The following is a 15769-nucleotide window of genomic DNA, read 5'->3' as shown; positions in this document are numbered from 1 at the left end:
GCAACAGTGAGCCTGCCGACGCCTTACCTGCGGGATAAGGAAGCTGGCGCAGGGTTGTCTGGATAAGACGATACCACCGTGAAATGTTCGCCGGGTGACAGGCGCAGAAGAGGGCAAAGTGCAGCGGTGTTGATGCTGGCAGCCCGCAGCATGCTGCTGCAGGCGGAGATTAGCGGCTCGATCCGCAGTGAAACTTTACAGTCGCTGCAGCCGTCAACGCCGGACGGACGGCAGGGACCGTCCGGCAGTTGTCAGGCACCGATCTGTTCGATGATGCGGCCCTGCGCCATCCGTACCGCGCGATCGCACATGTGATCGATCACGTCCGGATCGTGGCTCACCAGCACCATGGTTAAGCCATCCTGACGCTTGAGATCGTTCAGCAGGTTGAGGATCTCCGCCTGCACCGACATATCCAGCGCCGAGGTTGGCTCATCCAGCAGCAGAATCTTCGGCTGCAACAGCAGGGCGCGGACTATCGCCACGCGCTGACGCTGACCGCCGGAAAGCTGATGCGGATAGCGATCGGCCAGCGTCGGATCGAGCCCGACGTGACGAAAGCCCTGATCGATGCGATCGTTGATATTGTCGCGTTTAAGCAGCTTCAGCGGCTCCGCCAGGGTACGGCGCAGCCGGTGACGCGGGTGCAGCGAAGCATAAGGGTCCTGGAATACCATCTGCACTTCCTGACGCAGCGCGCCGGTAAAGGCTTTGCCCGGCTCAACCTGATGACCGGCTAACTGCATCCGGCCCTGCCAGTGAGGATTCAGACCCGCCAGCACCCACAGCAGCGATGACTTCCCGCAGCCGGAAGGCCCCACCAGACCAAAACATTCTCCGGCATTCACCTCCAGGCTGACCTCGTGCACCACGGTGCGCAACTCGTAGCCCTGCTTATGGGCGACGCTGAGATCCTGCAACTTAATCATGACTGGCCTCCAGCGCCGCGCGATCCAGCACCGGCAGCACCTGACCGTGGGTTGCTTTGCCCGGACGGCAGGCCCACAGCGTGCGGGTATAAGGATGGGTCGCTCGCGGCAGTTCAGCGGCGGGCAGGGTATCCAGCAGACGGCCTTTGTACATCACCATCACCCGCTCACAGTGTTCCGACACCTGCTGCAAATCGTGACTGATCAGCAGCAGCCCCATGTTTCGCGCTTCCACCAGACCGCGAATCAGCGCCAGCACCTGATCGCGCATCGCATGATCGAGCGCCGAGGTTGGTTCATCGGCAATCAGGAAATCGGGATCGGTAATCAGGGCGATCGCCAGCATCACGCGCTGGCCCATGCCGCCAGAGAGCTGGTGCGGATACTGTTTCATCAGCTGACGCGGATCGGGCAGGCCGACTGCATCCAGCATCTCGCACACTTTCTCTTTACGCTCGGCACGGCTCAGACGACGGTGCAGGATCAGCGGCTCTTCAACCTGCCAGCCAATAGTACGCGTCGGGTTCAGGGCATACTTCGGGTCCTGCATCACCATCGCCACGCGGTTGCCGCGCAGCTGGCTCCAGTGACGCTCGCTCAGCGTCAGCGCATTTTCGCCGGCCACCTGGAGCTGGCTGGCCTGCAGATGCAGCGCGGGCGACAGTAAGCCCATCAGGCTGCGGGCGGTCAGTGACTTGCCGGAACCGGACTCACCGACCAGCGCCACGCGCTCGCGGCCAATGGTAAAACCAATATTATCGACCAGCAGCGCATCGTCGCTACGAATGATCAGCCCTTCGGCGTGTAGCAGTTTATCTGGCATGACGGGTATCCAGTCGGTCGCGCAGGCCGTCGCCTGTCAGGTTAAAGGCCAGGCTGGCAAACAGAATGGCGGCGCCCGGTGCGGCGGCGACCCACCACTGGTCGAAGATCACTTTACTGCCTTCGGCCACCATCGAACCCCATTCGGCGGTTGGCGGCTGAACGCCCATACCCAGGAAGCCGAGACCGGCCGCGGCAAGAATGATGCCGCCCAGGCTCAGCGCGGCACGCACCACGGCGGTCGGCAGACAGAGCGGCAGAATGTGGCCGAACATCAGGCGAAAGCCGGTGATGCCCTGCATCCGTGCCGCGGCGAGGTAGTCGCTCCGTCGCAGCGCCAGCGTTTCGGCGCGCGCCTGACGGGCAAACGGCGGCCAGCTGGTCAGCGCCAGCGCCAGCGCGCCGTTCATCAGGCCAGGGCCGAGAATCGCCACCAGCGCCAGCGCAATCACCAGATTGGGCAGCGACAGGAAGATATCGGTAATCCGCATCAGCAGGCGTTCCGTCCAGCCGCCAACGTAACCGGCGGTAATGCCGATCAGCAGCCCGGCCGGTATGGTCAGCACCAGAATCAGCGACACCAGCAGCAGGGTCGGACGGGCACCGTAAATCACCCGCGACAGCAGATCGCGGCCAAAGCCGTCGGTGCCGAACCAGTGCTGTGCTGACGGCGCCAGCAGACGGCTCGACATGGTTTGCAGATTGGGATCGAACGGCGCAATCAGCGGTGCCAGCAGCGCCATCAGGATCAGGATCGCCACCAGCGTCAGCCCAACGGTTAACGAAGTCACGCGTTGACGACGACGGCGTGGCCGCAGCGTTTCGAGTTCAGAGAGTTGTTGCGTCATCGGGTTCTCGGGTCGGTTAACCAGGTTAAAACATCCGCCAGGGTGTTAATCAGAATAAAGCAGCTACCGATCAACAGGGTAGAGCCGAGAATCGCCGGCACATCGCCGGAGAACAGGGCGTTGGTCATGTAGCGGCCGACACCCGGCCAGGCGAAGACGGTTTCTGTCAGTACCGAGCCTTCCAGCAGCGTGGCGTAGGAGAGGGCGATCACCGTCACCAGCGTGCCCAGCACGTTCGGGAAAATATGGCGCAGCAGGATGCGGACCCGACCGGCCCCTTTGGCCCGCGCCAGTACCACATACTCTTTGCTGCTCTCTTCCAGCAGCGCAGCGCGCAGCAGACGGGTAATGCCCGCCATCGCCAGCAGCCCGAGGATCACCACCGGCAGCCAGAGGTGGGCAATGGCGTTGCGGAACATCTCCGGCTCACCTGACAGCCAGCTGTCGATCAGCACAAAGCCGGTTTTCGGCTCCAGGGTATAGACCCAGATATCGTCCAGCCGTCCCGGACCGGCAGACCAGTGCAGCACCGCATAAAACAGCAGCAGACCGAGCAGGCCGAGCCAGAACACCGGCACCGAATAGCCCAGCAGCGAGATAAAGCGCGCCAGATTATCGATCCAGCTACCCGGTTTCCACGCCGCCAGCAGCGCCAGCGTCACGCCGAACACCACGGCGAAGATCATCGCGCAGGTGGCCAGCTCAATGGTGGCGGGGAAGGTGGTCATCAGGTCGCTGCTGACGGACTGATTGGTCAGCCGCGACACGCCGAGGTCGCCCTGGGCCAGATGGGACACATAGCGCCAGAACTGCACCAGCACCGGCTGATCCAGCCCGAGATCGTGGCGCACCTGGGCGTAGGTCGCTTCACTGGCGTGATCGCCAGCGATCTGCTGCACCGGATCGATCGGCGACAGGTGCGACAGCATAAAGGTGAAGGCGAGCAGGCCAAGCAGGGTGACCAGCAGCGACAGCAGGCTGCCGATCAGCCGTCCGCCACGTTGCCAAAAAAGCCGGGCGAACCCGGCTGTCGTCACAGACTGTGCCATTACTTCGTGACCTGCGAGTAATAGACCATGTCAGGGTTAATGCCCTGCACATAACCTTTCAGGTTGTCGCGCAGGGCGATCAGGTTTTTCGCCTGCATCCCAATCACATAAGGTGAGCTTTTCATCACGTCACGTTGCATCGCTTCATACAGCGCCACGCGTTTTTTCGGATCGCTTTCTGCGGTCGCCGCAATCACCTGCTTGTTAAGCTCAGGAATGTGCCAGTCAGAACGGAAGGCGATGGTTTTGCTGCCATCTTCCGGGTTATAGGCAAAAGAGGCGGCATTGGTGTTGGGATCGAAATAGTCTGAACCCCAGGCGTTCAGCGTCGCTTCATACTTATGCGCTTTGACGTTGGTGGAGACTTCGGAGCTCAGGCCCGGTACCACTTCCACTTTCACGCCACCTTTGGCAAAGCTGCCCTGCAGCGCCTGTGCGATGTCGAGGTAAGGCGGCTGGTTGCTGGTGGAGAGTTTAAAGCTGACGTTGGTCAGGCCCGCTTTCTTCAGAATCGCTTTGGCCTTTTCCGGATCGTAGCTATATGGCGTGTCGTTGATCGCGCCGAGGAAACCTTTTGGCAGGAAGGTCTGATGCACGTCGAACTGGCCTTTCAGCAGCTCGTTGGCGATGCCTTTGTAATCCCACAGGTAGCGCGCCGCTTCCCAGAATGCCGGGTTTTTCAGCGTCTCGTTGGCACCGATGTTGAACTGAATGTAGTAGAGCGAGGCCATTGGAATCGCTTCGGTCTTCACGCCCGGTTTGCCGTTCAATGCCGCAATCTGGTCAGCACCGAGATTACGGGCGATATCGGCATCACCCTGTTCCAGCAGCAGGCGACGCGCCGCCGGTTCCGGCACGTTCTTGATCAGGATGTTCTTCATTTTTGGTGCGCCAGCTGGCGAAGTTGGGTTCGCGCTCAGCAGCACCACCTGATGCATCACCACTTTACGGATCTGGTACGGGCCGCTGCCGGCAGAATGGGTCGCCAGCCAGCCGTTACCGAAATCGCCGTTCTTCTGATTGGCCATCGCGGTTTTCTCGTCGACGATTGACGAAACCGGCGCTGACAGCAGGCTCAGCACGTAGGTCGGGCTGACGTTGGCGGTCCAGCTGATCTGCACATGGTTGTCATCGACCTTCTTCAGGAAGCCATCGACGTTATCTTTGGTCCAGCCAAGCTGAGTCAGGATGAAAGAGGGATCGAGATTCAGTTTCACTACCCGGCCCAGCGAGAAGATCACATCTTCCGGACGCAGCGGATTGCCGGTAGAGAATTTCGCGTCTTTACGCAGTTCAAAGGTCAGGCTGCGGTTGTCGCTGCCGGGCTGCCAGGAGGTTGCCAGCGTGGGTTTCAGATCGACCGGATTTTGTGGGTCGGACTGGACCAGACGCTGATAAATATTGGTGAAGGCCTGCACGCTGGTGAGTTCAAAACCTTTGGCCGGATCGAAGCTATCGGCATCGTCAGTAGACTGCGCAATGACCAGCGTATCTTTTGGTGTCGCAGCCTGAGCAGAGAAGGCGGCAGCCAGCGTCAGCGCCAGCAGTGATGGAATTATAGTTTTCATGAAATTTCCTTGCCTTAAAAAGTTACGCGAGTTTACGAAAGGGCAGATGCGAAGAATAGTCGAATATGGGCTAATCATATGCCAAAAAGGCATAAGAGTAAGGTTGTGGTTATAAGAAGGTGACATATTTGTTGCGCCGTTACGTCTATTCCGGAAACGGCACCTCAACGAAATGATGATTTTTCTTATTGCCGCTTTACCCTGACCTTCCTCTCTTTATAATAGCGTCAAATTATTTCTGGAGAATTCAGTTGGACAGTCACCCTAAATTTATTTTTATTATGGCAAGCTGAATTTTCTTCGCTGCTTGCCAACCGGCGGGCAGCAATCCTCTCTTTTCGTCACGATTGCGCTCCTTTTTCATCACCCTGTTAGCTGAGTGAGTGCGCATTATGTTCCTGTTTATTCTGGCTCTTTTTCCTCCACCTCGTCTGGCGTAGCCCAGGCTACGCCCGATCTCCGCTTTCTGCCTGATATTACGTTGCGCTAATTTCGCGCCGCGTGACTTTCTGCGCCCCATTATTTCTGAACAAAGGAGGGATATATGGACGATCCCGCAAGGTTACCCTTTTAAATAACCCGGCAACGCCAGGTTTTCTCCGCATGCCTTATTGGGCGTGCAGGACAACTATTGCTTTAAATCAGGGAGATGTCGAAATGAGCGACATGAAACTGGAACAGGTTGCGATCAAATCTGACGCCAACCGTACAACCAAAAAAAATCAAAAACTATTCGCGATTGCCCGTGAAGCGGGCCAGCCTGTCGACGTCACGCTGGCGAACCTGCGTAGCGATCGGGACGGCCTGACCCACACCGAAGCGGCGGCCCGCCTGGCGCTGTATGGCCCGAATGAGGTCGCCCATGAAAAAGCGCCACCGGCACTGATTCAGTTACTGATGGCCTTCAACAATCCGTTTATATACGTCTTACTGGTGCTGGCGCTGGTGAGTCTGTTTACTGACTATCTGCTGCCGCTGCGGGCCGGTCAGGAAACCGATCTCTCCGGGGTGATCATCATTACCACCATGGTGCTGCTGAGTGGTCTGCTGCGCTTCTGGCAGGAGTTTCGCACCAACCGTGCGGCGCAGGCGCTGAAGTCTCTGGTGCGCACCCAGGTCACGGTGCTGCGGCGCGAAGCCGACAGTGACACCGCGCAGCGTCATGATGTGGATATGCGTGAACTGGTGCCGGGCGATGTGATTCTGTTAAGTACCGGCGATCAGGTGCCTGCCGATGTCCGGCTGCTGAGTGCGCGTAATCTGTTTATCAGCGAAGCGGTGCTGACCGGTGAATCGCTGCCGGTAGAGAAACAGAGCGGCAATCTCGCCGTCGATCCGCAGGGCAAATCCGCCCAGGAGTTACTGACGCTCAGTAACATTTGTCTGATGGGCACCAGCGTCGCCAGCGGCACGGCCAGCGCGGTGGTGGTGGCGACGGGCGCTGAAACCTGGTTTGGATCGCTGGCCGCCTCGCTGACCGGAAGCCGTCCGCAGACCGCTTTTGATCGCGGGGTTAACAGCGTCAGCCGGTTACTGATTCGCTTTATGCTGGTGATGGTGCCGGTGGTACTGCTGATCAACGGCTTCACCAAAGGCGACTGGATGGATGCCACGCTGTTTGCGCTGGCAGTGGCGGTCGGCCTGACCCCGGAAATGTTGCCGATGATTGTCAGCGCCAACCTGGCCAAAGGCGCGATTGCGATGTCGCGGCGCAAAGTGATCGTGAAGCGGCTGAACGCCATTCAGAACCTGGGTGCCATGGATGTGCTGTGCACCGATAAAACCGGCACGCTGACCCAGGACACCATTCTGCTGGCCCACCACCTCAACCCGCAGGGAGAGGAAGATGGAGAGGTGCTGTTGCTGGGATGGCTAAACAGCGGTAGCCAGAGCGGCGCGAAAAATCTGATGGATCGGGCGGTGCTGATGGCGGGCGACAAAGTGATCTGCCAGACCCGGCGCAGCCAGTTTCACCTGGTTGATGAGCTGCCGTTCGACTTCGAGCGCCGCCGGGTTTCGGTGCTGGTGGAAGATCTCGCGCGCCATCGCTCGCTGCTGATTTGCAAAGGCGCAGTGGAAGAGATGCTGGCGGTGAGCAGCACTATCCGCCAGGGCGAAGCGATCGTTCCGCTGGATGACCGCCTGCGGGCGGAACTGCTGGCGCTGACCCAACGCTATAACCAGCAGGGCTATCGGGTATTGCTGGTGGCGACGCGCGAAAGCGATTTGCAGGCGCCGCTCAGCCACAGTGACGAACGGGAGCTGACGCTGGAAGGGCTGCTGACCTTCCGCGATCCGCCAAAAGCGAGCGCCGGTAAAGCGATTCAGGCACTGCGCGACCACGGCGTCGCGGTGAAAGTGCTGACCGGCGATAACCCGCTGGTCACGCTGCGGGTCTGCCAGGATGTCGGGCTACGCGATCCGGCAATGCTGACCGGTGATCAGATCGAGGCGATGGACGATGCGCAACTGGCGCAGGAGGCGGAACGCTGCACGCTGTTTGCGCAGCTGACGCCGCAGCAGAAATCCCGCGTGGTGCGCCTGCTGCAACAGAATGGTCATACCGTGGGTTTTCTCGGTGATGGCATCAACGACGCGCCGGCACTGCGGGCGGCGGATACCGGTATTTCCGTAGACAGCGCGGCGGATGTGGCGAAAGCCTCATCGGATATTATTCTGCTGGAGAAAGATCTGCAGGTGCTGGGCGAGGGCGTGCTGAAAGGACGCGAAACCTTTGGCAATATCATCAAGTACCTCAACATGACCGCCAGCTCGAACTTTGGCAACGTCTTCTCGCTGCTGATCGCCAGCGCCTTTATTCCGTTTCTGCCGATGCTGTCGATTCATCTGCTGATTCAGAACCTGATGTATGACGTCTCCCAGCTGGCGCTGCCGTGGGACAAAGTGGACCGGGATTTTCTGCGTCAGCCACGCAAATGGGATGCCGGTAACATCAAACGCTTTATGCTGTGGATGGGACCAACCTCGTCAATTTTTGACGTCACTACCTTTGCGCTGATGTGGTTCATCTTCGGGGCTAACCACGCTGGTGTGCAGTCGCTGTTCCAGTCCGGCTGGTTTATTGAGGGGCTGCTCTCTCAGACGCTGGTGGTACATATGCTGCGCACCCGCAAGATTCCGTTTATCCAGAGTCGCGCCACCTTGCCGGTGATGCTGACCACGCTGGCGATAATGGCGCTGGGGATTGCGATTCCGTTCTCACCGCTGGGCGCGATGGTCGGGCTGGTGCCGTTGCCATGGCAATACTTCCCGTGGCTGGTGCTGACGCTGTTCAGCTACTGCCTGGTGGCGCAGGGCATGAAACGTTTATATATCCGCCGCTTTGGTCAGTGGTTCTAGGGAGGCGACGATGAAAAATGACCGGATTGATAAAGTGTTTGTCGGCGTGATGATCATCGGTTTAACGCTGATTGCGCTGACGGTGATCGTGCGGTGAGGGCGTTGTGATAGTGAGGTAATAGTGTGGTAATTGAGAGGCAGCGAGGCGACTCGCTGCCTTTTTTGATGCAGTTACTCTTCGTCGCGCTCACGGCTGGCGCGCTGGCGCTCGTAATATTCATCTTCTGCAGTGATGATCTCATCCATCAGAGAATCCATATCGACCACGCGCTCCTCTTCCACAAACTTCCCGGTAAGCGGTGTTTCCGGCGTCAGCTTGCCATCTTCATACAGCAGCCAGATCTCTTTGGCATAGCGGGTCTGCAACAGCTGCGGTGCGAACTGACCGTAGTAGGCGGTGATATTGTTAACATCACGCTCGAACATCGATTCGGCGTGGTTGTTGGCTGCGGCATCAACCGCCTGCGGCAGGTCGATAATCACCGGGCCCTGATCGTCAAGCAGCACGTTGAACTCTGATAGATCGCCATGCACGATACCGGCACATAACATGCGCACGATATTACGGATCATGGTGTTGAAATCAGTGAGCGCCTGTTCTTCGGAGAGCGTGACATCGCTGAGGCGCGGCGCGACTGAGCCATTGGCGTCGGTTACCAGCTCCATCAATAACACACCGTCAATGCAGAGATAAGGCTGCGGCACGCGCACACCGGCATTCGCCAGACGGAACAGCGCATCCACTTCAGCCGTCTGCCACGACTCCTCCTGCTGCTTACGGCCAAACTTCGAGCCTTTCTGCATGGCGCGGGCGCTACGGCTGTTACGGGTTTTACGTCCTTCCTGATACTGCACTGCCTGCTTGAAGCTACGCTGCGTGGCTTCTTTATAGACTTTGGCGCACTGGATCTTGTCACCGCATAACACGGTGTAGACGTCAGCTTCTTTGCCACTTTTCAGTCGCTGAAGCACGTCATCAATCAGGCCATCATCGACCAGAGGCTGGATTCTGTTTGGGATTTTCATGCGGCTTTATACCTTATTTCAGCCCCTTTTCGTATCAATAACACTAACGGCGATAATAGAAAAAAATTGGCAACGTCTAAAGGAAGTGACTAATTCTACCCTGGAAAAAGGTTTTAGGAAGATGATCCTTTCTCGCTTCGGCTGATCGCGATGGTTTTCTCTGAAGCAGCGGATTCAGTGGCGTCAGCGGGCAGGCTGACCTGGGAATCACTGAGGCTAAGGCAGCTCACAACAGGCTGAGGCATAGCGGACGGGAGGTTATGCTTCACCAGGTCGGAAGCGGGATGGCGAAATCCTGCGCGGGCCAGGGGCAGGATTCCGGCCAGCCAGAGATTACTTGAGACCCTTGAGCAGCTTCACCGTGCTCTCGATGTCGATCTCATCTTCGGTGAAGATTAAGGTCGAACCCTGAAAAGTAGTGATTGCCAGCTTCTTCAGCGAACGCATTTCACCGGGCTTTACGTCTGATTTCGGTCGGATGTTGCTTAGCAGCACGCCCACCGACAGCACCGGATTCTCTTTATCGATGCGGGTGTCGACCGGCACTTCTTCGCTGTAGACCAGGTAAGATTTGATCGCAGTGATCTTGATGCGCTCACCCGCGATAAAGATGTATTTGCTTTCCGGCACCACTTTCACCGCATAGGCCGACAGGCCTTTGTTATTGGTGGTGGGTTCAAAGGTCACTGCAGCATCTTTCTTGATCAGATCAGGGTTGGCGACCTTAATCACATGAAAATAGCGGTTCTCACCGTTTTCATCTTTGATAAAACCAAAACCCTTATCTTTGAACCAGGTTGTGATTGTTCCGTTCATCGCCATTACCGCCTGTTTAATCGTTTATCTACTCAGTTTTTTACAGCGCGCAGTGTAAAGCACAATGCCTGCGCAGACTATATCCGTGTGAATGATAATTTCTGACCGGTAAGAGAGCAATCCGGTGACGCGTTGAACGGTGTCGGGCCATCAGGGATCTGTGGCTGTGAAAGTGCTCACGATGAGTTGGCCGGCAGAGAAATGGGGAAGGGCGCGGGAGATGACGCTGACGGTGCGGTTATGGCGCAGGGAGTATATCCGGGCGGACAAGGTCACTATCGTCACCTGCTGACCGCCCGGCGCATTCGGGTAAGGTTACTCGTTACCCCATTGGTTGAGGAAGGTCGCGATCTCATCGATACGCTCAGCATCAATGCCCGCTTCCGTGGCCATCTCCTGCTGCGACTCTTCACTGATCTCCTCGTTATTCATCAGACGCGTGATCAGTAACTGGAAGTAGTGCGCCAGCGGTGTGCGTTCTGCATCGCTCACCGGCTTAGCGGATTCGGTCGCATACTCATCTGCGACGTCGTAGTACTTGAGGGGAATGTCGTTAGTCATAAAGAGTCCGCTAAGTTGAAGTGCTGGTCAGATGCTGCCTGCGCTCGATGGCGTAAGTAGCGGGGTTATTATTTCGTGTTTAGGCGGGGGCTGTAAAGGGGAGTGGATGTCAGTAGATAGAAGGAAAATGTGGAGTGAACAGCGGTTATTTCGGGTTAAGTGACCGCCCCGTCGGCCACAACGAAGAAAAAGTATTGATACAGAGTGGTGTAAAAAACTATCAGCCTGGATGTTAGGGGGTTCGCTTTTGACTGAATCCGGCTTTATTGCCTTATCTGACTAGAGAAGGAGCGGCGGTAGTTGTTTGAAGGTGCTGACTAAGCCTTCTCCCCAGCCTTTACGGATAGTCGTGAAGTAGGGATGGTCTTCGGTAATGCGGTATTGCCGGGCATCGCTGAAGCTATCACAAGGGTAGATCATGACGTCGAGCGGCAGGCCAACAGAGAGATTGCTGCGCAGGGTCGAATCCAGTGAAATCAGCGCGCATTGCATCGCTTGCTCCAGAGACATGTCGTAGTGCAGCACCCGGTCAATAATCGGTTTGCCGTACTTGCTTTCACCAATCTGGAAATAGGGCGTATCGCGAGTTGCTTCGATGAAATTACCCTGTGGGTAAATATGGAACAGACCAATATCATCCCCGTTGATTTGACCGCCGAGCAGCAGGTTGCAACTGAAATCTGTCGTACTGCCATTCTGTTGTGCCTCACTGTCACGCTGGATCACCTCACGAACCGTCTCTCCAACCAGGGAAGCGGCCTCGTAAAGGCTGGCGGCATTCAGCAGATTGGGACAATCGGCATTCCTGCTGCGGTGTCGCAGCAGACTGATAATACTTTGAGTGGTCGCCAGATTACCGGCAGTCTGAAGCACCAGCGTACGATCGCCGTCCTGATGAAACACATGTAGTTTACGGAAGGTGGAAATGTGATCCACCCCAGCATTGGTACGTGAATCGGATGCAAAGACCAGCCCGGATGACAGGCGCATGGCCACACAATAGGTCATACCACACTCCCCTCAAAAAAATTTGCACGCCATCAGCGTGCATGAAGTTTTCACCACCAGCAAGTCGCTACAGGTCAATTTACATCATTTGTACCGCGGCAATCGCGCACATATCTTCGTATCCACCGCCAATGCGTAAACCGCGTACCGGACAGGCATCCAGGTAATCAATACCCACAGCAAGTTTAAGATGTTGATCAGGTATACGGGTATTGTTGGTAATGTCAAAGCAGTGCCAGCGGTCTTCCACCCAAACTTCGGCCCAGGCATGGGTCGCGACATGTGCAGAATCTTTGCTGTGCAGGTAACCGCTAACGTAGCGTGCCGGTATATTCAGGCTACGACAGCAGCTCAGAAAGACATGAGTATGATCCTGGCACACTCCGCTACCCGCGGCGAAAGCCTCAGCGGCACTGTCGGTCACAAGGGTAGAGCCTGGGGTGTAAGGCATCCTGAGCAGCAGGTCTCCCATCAGGTTTTCCAGGGTGGTCAGAATCGCCTGGGGTTGATAATAGTGCAGGGCAAAAGCCTGAATCGCCGCATCGGGCTGGGTCAGCGGACTGTGGCGCAGGAAAACTAGCGGCGACAGATGCCCCTGAGCCTGATCTTCAATGCCGTGTTCAATCTCCACCACGCCATGTGCCTGAATGGTGATGGACTCATGCGGTTCATCGAGTGTCAGCACATGCATGATGTTGCCGAAGGCATCAGTGGTGCAAACCGCCTTATCCGGTAAGGTCAGTTCCCAGGATAGTATGCGTTGATGAGACGATTCCTGAGGCGTCAGCCGCAGGTACTGGATACTGCGTTGCACCGCCTGGTCGTAGCGATAATGCGTGTTGTGCTCAATGCTAAGTTTCATTGCGCCTCCAGATAAGTGTGATGAATACTTTCGGCGATCTCGTTTAACTGGGTGAGAAAGGCTTCCAGCCAGTTGTTCAGCCCGATTCTGCTGAGGTCTTTCATGGAACTGAAGCGCAACTCGGCGTGCAGGATGTGCGCCAGGCGGCGTGGCTGGTTTGCACGGCCACCTATCAGCTCCAGTTGCTGAACCATATCGTTGATACACGCCAGCAACGAACGCGGCAGCTCGTTGCGCAGGATCATCAGTTCGGCGATGGTCTCCCGGCTCAGCGGCTGCTTATAAATACTATGGTAGGCTTCGCGCGCGCTTACCGCCTGCAGCAGTGTGTCCATGCGGTAATATTCGCGCACCGGATCGTCATCAATATCCATCAGTCTGTTTTTCACCTCCAGCAGACGGGCAGTGCCATCAGCCCGTTCCAGCAACGTCCCGAGACGAATAAAGTGCATCGCGTCGCTGCGGAGCAGGGTACCGAACATGGCACCACGGAACAGATGAGATCGCTCTTTCACCCAGTCAAAGAAGGCATCGGCACCGTCTGAGCCTATGCCCTGACGGCGTATCGATTTCATCGCGATCCAGGTGGCATTGATACATTCCCAGACTTCGGATGACAGGCTGCCACGTACCGCATGCGCGTTGTTCCAGCCCATCTGCAGACAACTAAAAATGCTGCTGTAATTCCGGCTATCCAGGGCGAAAAAACTGACCAGATTGGGCATCGTCAGTGTCAGGTTGGTCTCAGCATACAGCTCGCTGGTGCTGGTCAGGTTGAGCGGTACCAGCAGATCATGATTACCCCCATTGCGGATTGGCATCATCGACAGCTTGTTGGTGACGTCCAGTACCCTGGCGATATTTTCTGCCCGCTCCAGATAGCGGGCCATCCAATAGAGTTCACTGGCTGTCCGGCTCAGCATATATCATCCTCCAGTACCCAGGTGTCCTTGGTTCCGCCGCCCTGTGACGAATTGACGACCAGCGAACCTTCCGTCAACGCCACGCGGGTAAGGCCGCCGGGCACCAGTCGAATCTCCGCACCACTCAGCGCAAAGGGTCGGAGATCGATATGACGTGGGGCCAGGCCGTCGTTGACAAAAGTGGGACAGGTGGACAACGCCAGCGTGTTTTGCGCGATATAATTCTGCGGACGAGCCAGCAACAGGTCACGGAAGTGGGCGAGCTCAGCTTTGTTCGCGGCGGGTCCAATCAACATGCCGTAACCGCCAGCACCGTGAACCTCTTTCACGACCATTTTTTCGAGGTTGGCCAGCACATACGACAGCTCATTTTTATGTCTGCACTGCCAGGTTGGCACGTTATTGAGGATCGGTTCTTCCTGCAGATAAAAGCGCACCATATCCGGTACGTAAGGATAGATTGATTTGTCATCAGCTACGCCAGTGCCGATGGCGTTGGCCAGGACGACATTGCCAGCCCGGTAAACCGACAGCAGTCCCGGTACGCCGAGCATGGAGTCCGGGCGGAATGCCAGCGGATCGAGGAAGGCATCATCAACCCGACGATAGATGACATGTATTCTGCATGGCCCGGCAGTTGTGCGCATGAACAGCATGCCATCCTTAACGAACAGATCGGCGCTTTCAACCAGCTCAACGCCCATCTGCTGGGCCAGGAAGCTGTGTTCGAAGTAAGCGCTGTTAAAGCGGCCTGGGGTCAATACCACCACGGTGGGATCGTTAATGGGTGAGCTTTCGCGAAGCGTTTGTAGCAGATGCGACGGATAGCGTTCTACGGGAGCAATACGTTGCTGCGCAAAGAGTTCCGGATAGAGCCGCATCATCATTTTACGGTTCTCCAGCATATAAGAGACGCCGGAGGGGGTACGCAGGTTATCTTCCAGGACGTAATATTCGCCATCACTGTTGCGCACCATATCTACGCCAACAATATGCGCATAGATATCACGGTGAAGATCAACACCTTGCATACAGGGTTGATACTGTTCGTTAGCCAGAACCTGTTCTGCCGGAATGATTCCCGCCTTCAGAATATGTTGTTCATGGTAGATATCGTAGAGGAAGGCGTTGAGTGCCTGCACACGCTGGCGGATGCCGGCATCGAGCATGGCCCATTCGGCGGCCGGTATAATACGTGGCACGCTGTCGAACGGGATCAACCGTTCAGCACCATTATCGTCATCGTAGACATTGAAGGTAATACCTACCCGGTGAAACAGGAGGGCGGCTTCTTCCCGCTTGCGCTGTACAGCCTGATGATCAGCCTGTTGCAGCCATTGCCAGTAGGCGGCGTAGTGGTCACGGTGCTCACCTTCAGCCAGAAGCATCTCATCAAAAAAGGGTGAAGCGGAGAGATTGATATTCAGCATCGTCACCTCGCAGACGTTAAAGGCTGTCAATCTACTCAAGCATAAAGTGTGCCAGCATCTGAAGAAGCGAAACGGTGCAAAGCGGTAATGTTGCAACGTCCAATGCCCTTTTTTGGTGCAGGCTCAGCGCGGGAGTGTCTTAATATGGCGCTTAGTGTGCCGTGGTGGAGAAAAACCACCTCCGACATAACGATTCCAATCTGAGCTGGATCCCCGCGGAATCGATCAAACCTATCGAAGTGGTACGCGGGCTAATGTCGTCCTTATACTGTTCCGATGCGCTGGGCGGATACTCCATCTGGAATACAGGCGAGTCGTATAAGGCGAATAAAACGGTAAAGATCCGCACAGGGGTTCTGAATCTGACCGATAAAAATCTCAACCGTGACGACTATAGCTATAACGAAGATGGCAGCAGGTATTTCGCTGCGGTTGATGATAGTTTCTGGCGTAAGGTTCTGGCCGGGACGGTTGAGGTCCCGGCTGTTTTCTGTGTCCGCAGCCTGACTGACGGGATATTTTCAATGGCACTGCACGTCGTCGGGGAAGCGGTTTTACGAGCTTTGT

At 56.6% G+C, this 15769-nt stretch carries 14 protein-coding genes and 1 pseudogene; 3 read left to right on the top strand and 12 right to left on the bottom strand.

Annotation, left to right across the window (positions count from 1 at the left end):
* Positions 1-251: 251 nt before the first annotated feature.
* From WFK59_RS10950 to WFK59_RS10930, 5 genes are read right to left on the bottom strand one after another with little or no spacing between them, the layout of a single operon-like run.
* Positions 252-929, bottom strand: a complete 678-nt coding sequence (locus tag WFK59_RS10950; protein ID WP_233987337.1) for an ABC transporter ATP-binding protein — start codon at positions 927-929, stop codon at positions 252-254.
* A complete protein-coding gene (locus WFK59_RS10945; protein WP_336755784.1) occupies positions 922-1752 on the bottom strand; it encodes an ABC transporter ATP-binding protein in 831 nt (276 codons plus the stop codon). The genes WFK59_RS10950 and WFK59_RS10945 overlap by 8 nt, the downstream gene beginning before the upstream one ends.
* On the bottom strand, positions 1742-2599 hold the full coding sequence (locus WFK59_RS10940; protein ID WP_094119797.1) for an ABC transporter permease: 858 nt from the start codon (positions 2597-2599) through the stop codon (positions 1742-1744). Before WFK59_RS10940 ends, WFK59_RS10945 begins: the two co-directional genes overlap by 11 nt.
* On the bottom strand, positions 2596-3648 hold the full coding sequence (locus WFK59_RS10935; protein WP_094119796.1) for an ABC transporter permease: 1053 nt from the start codon (positions 3646-3648) through the stop codon (positions 2596-2598). The genes WFK59_RS10940 and WFK59_RS10935 overlap by 4 nt, the downstream gene beginning before the upstream one ends.
* Positions 3648-5216 (bottom strand): ABC transporter substrate-binding protein, encoded by a 1569-nt coding sequence (locus tag WFK59_RS10930; protein WP_336755783.1) that lies wholly within the window; start codon positions 5214-5216, stop codon positions 3648-3650. The genes WFK59_RS10935 and WFK59_RS10930 overlap by 1 nt, the downstream gene beginning before the upstream one ends.
* 657 nt (positions 5217-5873) lie before the next feature.
* On the opposite strand from WFK59_RS10930, the gene mgtA reads away from it, so the two are divergent.
* Complete coding sequence (mgtA, locus tag WFK59_RS10925; RefSeq protein WP_336755782.1) at positions 5874-8576, top strand: magnesium-translocating P-type ATPase; 2703 nt, start codon at positions 5874-5876, stop codon at positions 8574-8576.
* 10 nt (positions 8577-8586) lie between these two features.
* Positions 8587-8673 carry a magnesium transporter protection protein MgtU gene (gene mgtU, locus WFK59_RS22105; RefSeq protein WP_442956310.1) on the top strand — a complete coding sequence of 29 codons (87 nt, stop codon included), beginning with the start codon at positions 8587-8589 and terminating at the stop codon, positions 8671-8673.
* A gap of 74 nt (positions 8674-8747) precedes the next feature.
* Here mgtU and WFK59_RS10920 read toward each other — a convergent pair whose 3' ends face one another.
* The 7 genes from WFK59_RS10920 to WFK59_RS10890 form a co-directional block, all read right to left on the bottom strand.
* Positions 8748-9602, bottom strand: coding sequence for a PA4780 family RIO1-like protein kinase (locus WFK59_RS10920; RefSeq protein WP_233987341.1), 855 nt, complete (start codon positions 9600-9602; stop codon positions 8748-8750).
* A 333-nt stretch (positions 9603-9935) separates the two neighbouring features.
* Positions 9936-10424: a cold-shock protein gene (locus WFK59_RS10915; protein ID WP_031378050.1), complete on the bottom strand. Its 489-nt coding sequence runs from the start codon at positions 10422-10424 to the stop codon at positions 9936-9938.
* A gap of 309 nt (positions 10425-10733) precedes the next feature.
* A complete protein-coding gene (locus WFK59_RS10910; protein ID WP_094119791.1) occupies positions 10734-10979 on the bottom strand; it encodes a DUF2543 family protein in 246 nt (81 codons plus the stop codon).
* Between the two features lie 279 nt (positions 10980-11258).
* Positions 11259-11987: a proteasome-type protease gene (locus WFK59_RS10905; RefSeq protein ID WP_233987342.1), complete on the bottom strand. Its 729-nt coding sequence runs from the start codon at positions 11985-11987 to the stop codon at positions 11259-11261.
* 79 nt (positions 11988-12066) lie between these two features.
* Positions 12067-12849, bottom strand: coding sequence for a transglutaminase family protein (locus WFK59_RS10900; RefSeq protein ID WP_336755781.1), 783 nt, complete (start codon positions 12847-12849; stop codon positions 12067-12069).
* Entirely contained in the window at positions 12846-13772 is a 927-nt protein-coding gene (locus WFK59_RS10895) for an alpha-E domain-containing protein (RefSeq protein ID WP_233987344.1), read from the bottom strand. Before WFK59_RS10895 ends, WFK59_RS10900 begins: the two co-directional genes overlap by 4 nt.
* Positions 13766-15202, bottom strand: a complete 1437-nt coding sequence (locus WFK59_RS10890) for a circularly permuted type 2 ATP-grasp protein (RefSeq protein WP_336755803.1) — start codon at positions 15200-15202, stop codon at positions 13766-13768. The genes WFK59_RS10895 and WFK59_RS10890 overlap by 7 nt, the downstream gene beginning before the upstream one ends.
* A 284-nt stretch (positions 15203-15486) precedes the next feature.
* On the opposite strand from WFK59_RS10890, the pseudogene WFK59_RS10885 reads away from it, so the two are divergent.
* Positions 15487-15648, top strand: a pseudogene (locus WFK59_RS10885) (hypothetical protein); the annotation flags it as partial.
* Between the last annotated feature and the right edge of the window lie 121 nt (positions 15649-15769).

The organism is Pantoea sp. USHLN298 (genome assembly GCF_037149395.1).
Classification (GTDB): Bacteria; Pseudomonadota; Gammaproteobacteria; order Enterobacterales; family Enterobacteriaceae; genus Pantoea; species Pantoea astica.
Note: the sequence above shows the minus strand (reverse complement) of the source record. Positions and strands in the feature narration are given on the sequence as shown.

Bases quoted from the DNA above. Each gene is read 5' to 3' on its own strand.
- WFK59_RS10950 (WP_233987337.1), bottom strand. From the start codon at position 929: ATGATTAAGTTGCAGGATCTCAGCGTCGCCCATAAGCAGGGCTACGAG.
- WFK59_RS10945 (WP_336755784.1), bottom strand. From the start codon at position 1,752: ATGCCAGATAAACTGCTACACGCCGAAGGGCTGATCATTCGTAGCGAC.
- WFK59_RS10940 (WP_094119797.1), bottom strand. From the start codon at position 2,599: ATGACGCAACAACTCTCTGAACTCGAAACGCTGCGGCCACGCCGTCGT.
- WFK59_RS10935 (WP_094119796.1), bottom strand. From the start codon at position 3,648: ATGGCACAGTCTGTGACGACAGCCGGGTTCGCCCGGCTTTTTTGGCAA.
- WFK59_RS10930 (WP_336755783.1), bottom strand. From the start codon at position 5,216: ATGAAAACTATAATTCCATCACTGCTGGCGCTGACGCTGGCTGCCGCC.
- mgtA (WP_336755782.1), top strand. From the start codon at position 5,874: ATGAGCGACATGAAACTGGAACAGGTTGCGATCAAATCTGACGCCAAC.
- mgtU (WP_442956310.1), top strand. From the start codon at position 8,587: ATGAAAAATGACCGGATTGATAAAGTGTTTGTCGGCGTGATGATCATC.
- WFK59_RS10920 (WP_233987341.1), bottom strand. From the start codon at position 9,602: ATGAAAATCCCAAACAGAATCCAGCCTCTGGTCGATGATGGCCTGATT.
- WFK59_RS10915 (WP_031378050.1), bottom strand. From the start codon at position 10,424: ATGGCGATGAACGGAACAATCACAACCTGGTTCAAAGATAAGGGTTTT.
- WFK59_RS10910 (WP_094119791.1), bottom strand. From the start codon at position 10,979: ATGACTAACGACATTCCCCTCAAGTACTACGACGTCGCAGATGAGTAT.
- WFK59_RS10905 (WP_233987342.1), bottom strand. From the start codon at position 11,987: ATGACCTATTGTGTGGCCATGCGCCTGTCATCCGGGCTGGTCTTTGCA.
- WFK59_RS10900 (WP_336755781.1), bottom strand. From the start codon at position 12,849: ATGAAACTTAGCATTGAGCACAACACGCATTATCGCTACGACCAGGCG.
- WFK59_RS10895 (WP_233987344.1), bottom strand. From the start codon at position 13,772: ATGCTGAGCCGGACAGCCAGTGAACTCTATTGGATGGCCCGCTATCTG.
- WFK59_RS10890 (WP_336755803.1), bottom strand. From the start codon at position 15,202: ATGCTGAATATCAATCTCTCCGCTTCACCCTTTTTTGATGAGATGCTT.